The 3674-nt window shown below is 67.3% G+C and carries 3 protein-coding genes; 1 reads left to right on the top strand and 2 read right to left on the bottom strand.

Going from position 1 to position 3674, the window contains the following annotated elements; translation table 11 throughout:
- Positions 1 to 104 precede the first annotated feature (104 nt).
- Positions 105 to 971 carry a glucose-1-phosphate thymidylyltransferase RfbA gene (gene rfbA, locus ACE5CZ_RS14285; RefSeq protein ID WP_374947994.1) on the bottom strand — a complete coding sequence of 289 codons (867 nt, stop codon included), beginning with the start codon at positions 969 to 971 and terminating at the stop codon, positions 105 to 107.
- 334 nt (positions 972 to 1305) lie between these two features.
- Between rfbA and ACE5CZ_RS14280 the strand changes: the two genes are divergently transcribed.
- Positions 1306 to 2448 (top strand): glycosyltransferase family 4 protein, encoded by a 1143-nt coding sequence (locus ACE5CZ_RS14280; protein ID WP_374947993.1) that lies wholly within the window; start codon positions 1306 to 1308, stop codon positions 2446 to 2448.
- A gap of 31 nt (positions 2449 to 2479) precedes the next feature.
- Here the strand turns inward: ACE5CZ_RS14280 and ACE5CZ_RS14275 are convergent, their stop codons facing one another.
- Positions 2480 to 3544 carry a glycosyltransferase family 2 protein gene (locus ACE5CZ_RS14275; protein WP_374947995.1) on the bottom strand — a complete coding sequence of 355 codons (1065 nt, stop codon included), beginning with the start codon at positions 3542 to 3544 and terminating at the stop codon, positions 2480 to 2482.
- Positions 3545 to 3674 lie beyond the last annotated feature (130 nt).

The raw sequence follows: 3674 nt of genomic DNA, 5'->3' as shown, positions 1-3674 counted from the left end.
GGTGCCCAGAGAGAGCCTCACCGATCGATAAAGCTGGCGCCGCGGTGCGGGTGAGAGTCGCGCCGTTGTCGCTTCCCACGGCCGTCGACGACGTAGTCACTCGGTCAGCTCGCGGCCAGCAGGCCGTTGAGGTAGGCGCCGTATCCGCTCTTGACGAGGGGGGCGGCAAGCACGGCCAGTTGGGCGTCATCGATCCAGCCCGCCCGCCAGGCGATCTCTTCGATGCACCCGATCTTGAAGCCCTGGCGATCTTCGACGACGCGCACGAATTCGGTGGCCTGCACCATCGATTCGAATGTGCCTGTGTCGAGCCACGCCGTTCCCCGGTCGAGCACCTGCACGCGCAGGTTGCCTTGCTGCAGGTAGCGCTCGTTCACGGTCGAGATCTCGAGCTCGCCCCGGGCGCTCGGCTCGATCGTCTTCGCGATCGCGACGACCGAGTTGTCGTAGAAATAGAGGCCGGGAACGGCGTAGTTGCTCTTCGGCGTCTCAGGCTTTTCCTCGATGGAGACCGCGACGTTGTCGGCGTCGAACTCGACGACGCCGTACGAGCGTGGATTCGCGACGTGGTACGCGAAGATGAGCGCACCGTCGAATTCGGTCTTCGACCGCAGGTTCGAGCCGAGTCCTGTTCCGTGGAAGATATTGTCGCCCAGCACCAGGGCTACGCTCTCGTCACCGATGAACTCCTCGCCGATGATGAACGCCTGGGCCAGACCGTCGGGCGACGGCTGCACCGCGTACTCCAACCGGATGCCGAGATCGGACCCGTCTCCGAGCAGCGAACGGAACTGGTCGTCGTACTCCGGGGTCGTGATGATAAGGATCTCCCTGATGCCCGCCATCATGAGCGTCGAGAGGGGGTAATAGATCATCGGCTTGTCGTAGATGGGCATCAGCTGCTTGCTGATGCCTTTCGTGATCGGCCACAGCCGGGTTCCTGAGCCACCGGCAAGAATGATTCCGCGCATGATCTGACAAGCCTTCGAGTCGAGGGGTGGGGCGCTCCCGGCGGCAGGGGCCGGAAATCGCTCGATGGGAAGTCTACCCGGGCCCCGATTCCCGTGGGTCCGCCGGGCGGAGCGCCCTAATAAGGGGCGCGCGCCACACAGCCAACCGTGATGAAGCACTAATCGGCCCTGATAGTCTCGAGCGCACAGACAGCTCATCGTTTGTTCGTCCCGTCCCCCGGTCCACGCCCGTCTCGCACGTGTCGGCCTGGTGGTCCCGAACGGAGACCGAACCTCACGTGGCCCGTCTGCCGCGTTGCACGATGCAGCGCACTCGGGATTCTTTTGGAGAAGGATGACGACCCTCAGGGTGATCATTGATCAAATGGTCGCGACCGTTCCGGGGGGGATCGGGCGTTACACGGAAGAGCTCACCCGCGAGCTCATCGCAACCGCGCCGCGGGGGTGCGACGTCGAGGCGATCGTCTCGAAGGTTCCGAAAGACGAGCTCGACGGCATCCTGACCCGGCTCCCCGGCCTGGCAGAGCTGACGACGCTCGGCCTGCCTCGCAGGGAATTGGCGCGCGCCTGGCAGCACGGCTTCGCCACCGGTGCCCGCGGCCGCGGGATGATCCATGCCACGAGCTTGCTTGCGCCGCTGCGCAAGATCGACAGGACCGAGTCGATCGGCGAGCAGGTCGCCGTGACCATTCACGACGTCGTGCCGTGGACGCATCCGGAGACTCTGACGCCGCACGGCGTCGCGTGGCACAAGGGCCTGGCCCGCCGTGCCCGTCGGTACGCCGATGCGATCGTCGTGCCCACGCACACCGTCGCCTCCGAGCTGGCCGACATCATGAAATTCGGCGACCGCATCAGGGTGATCGGCGGAGCCGTCAGCTCGCACCTGGTGCTGCCCGACGACCCGGAGGCCAGGGCCGAGGCCCTCGATCTTCCCGCCGATTACATTCTGACCGTGGGCACGCTCGAGCCGCGAAAAGGACTGGCCCCGCTTATCCGCGCGCTCGCCGATCCGGGCGCGCCCGACTTCCCGTTGCTCATCGTCGGGCCGAAGGGCTGGGGCGACCTCGACGTGGCCCGGCTGGTCGCCGAGGCGGGGCTGGCCCCCGACCGTGTGCGCGTGCTCGGGTTCCTCTCGGACTCTGACCTGGCCCTGGCCCTCGACCGCGCCTCGCTCTTCGTGTTTCCCAGCCTCGCAGAAGGCTTCGGGCTTCCGGTCGTCGAGGCGATGCACTTCGGAACACCGGTCGTGCACTCCGACGCCCCGGCCCTGCTCGAGGTCACGGCGGGCGCGGGCATCGTGGTTGCCCGGGACGACGCCGCCGGCTACCCGGAGCGCCTGGCCGAGGCAATGGCATCCGCCCTTGCCGACCCCGAGTTGTACGAGCGCCTGTCCGTCGCGGGCTACGACCGCGCGCAGGCTTTCAGTTGGCGCGACTCCGCCGAGAAGGTCTGGCAGTTGCACGCCGACCTGTGACCAGTTGCGCCGCGGCGGAGACCGGCACGGTCTAATCGCGCACGGCCCAGGCAAGAACGAACGAGCGCTCCAGCACGGCCCCCTCGTCGACCAGTCGTCGCGCGCGGAGATAGGACGGCAGGCGTACCAGCATCTGGCCGAGTGCCACGGCGGTCGCGCGAGTCCGCCGCCTCGCGAGGTGCCCCCCGCTCGGTGCGACCCCGCGCACGGCGGACCGCACCAGGCTGAGAACTGTTCGGAGCACGGCCCTGCGCGCCATGGCCGCCGGCGCGTTGCGGATGTTGACGAGCATCCGGTTGCGGATGTTGTTGACCAGGAACAGGCGTGACGACGTGCCGCTCGAGGCTGCGTGGTGATGCAGGGTGCGCGCGTCGTCGGCGTATCGGATGCGCCAGCCGAACCGGCGGAGGCGCCAAGACAGGTCGGTGTCCTCGTAGTACATGAAGAGTTTCTCGTCGAAGAGGCCGACCTCGTCGAGGGCCGCCCGTCGGATGGCCGCGCCGCCTCCGCAGAATGCAAAGACGCTGGAGTCGAGCGCGGGCCCCTCACCTACGGGGACCAGCCAGGAGCGATCACTGCCGTTGCCCGACGCCGAAACCTGGCCGCCGGTGCTGTTCATCAGCTGCACGCCGCCCTCGGCCGAATCGGGCAGACGACGCCATCCGCGTCCGGCCGCATCGACGTAGTCCGCATCGGCCGCGGCAACCTCCGAGAATCGACCGGTCAGCTGGATGCGGGCGGTGACGGCGGCCAGCCGCTCCCCGTCGGTGACGAACGGCTCGACGATTGCGCGCACGAAGCCGGCCTGCGCGCGCGCGTCGTTGTTGATCAGGATGACGATGTCGCCCGTGGACTCGCGGATGCCGAGATTCACCCCTCCGCCAAAGCCCAGGTTGACCGGCGAACGGATGAGCGTGACAGAGGGAAATCGCCGTTCGATCTCGACGTCGGATCCGTCGATCGAGGCATTATCAACCACGACGACCTCGACCTCGAGGCCGCCCGAGTCGGATCCGACGATCGACTCGAGGCACTCGAGCACCAGGTTCGCGCCGTTGTAGTTCACAACGATGACGGTGCACGTCGGCGGGGTGATAACTGCTCCCCTACTGCGCGGCGGTCTTCGACGAGCTCAGCACAAGCGCGTCCGCCACAGTCTGGTGAACCGTGGCCCAGTCGGGTTCCTCGGGGTCGATCAGCGGCGGCACGAGCTCGACGTTGTCGAT

The organism is Agreia sp., from assembly GCF_964263775.1.
GTDB lineage: Bacteria > Actinomycetota > Actinomycetes > Actinomycetales > Microbacteriaceae > Agreia.
This window is presented reverse-complemented; position numbering and strand designations above follow the sequence as displayed.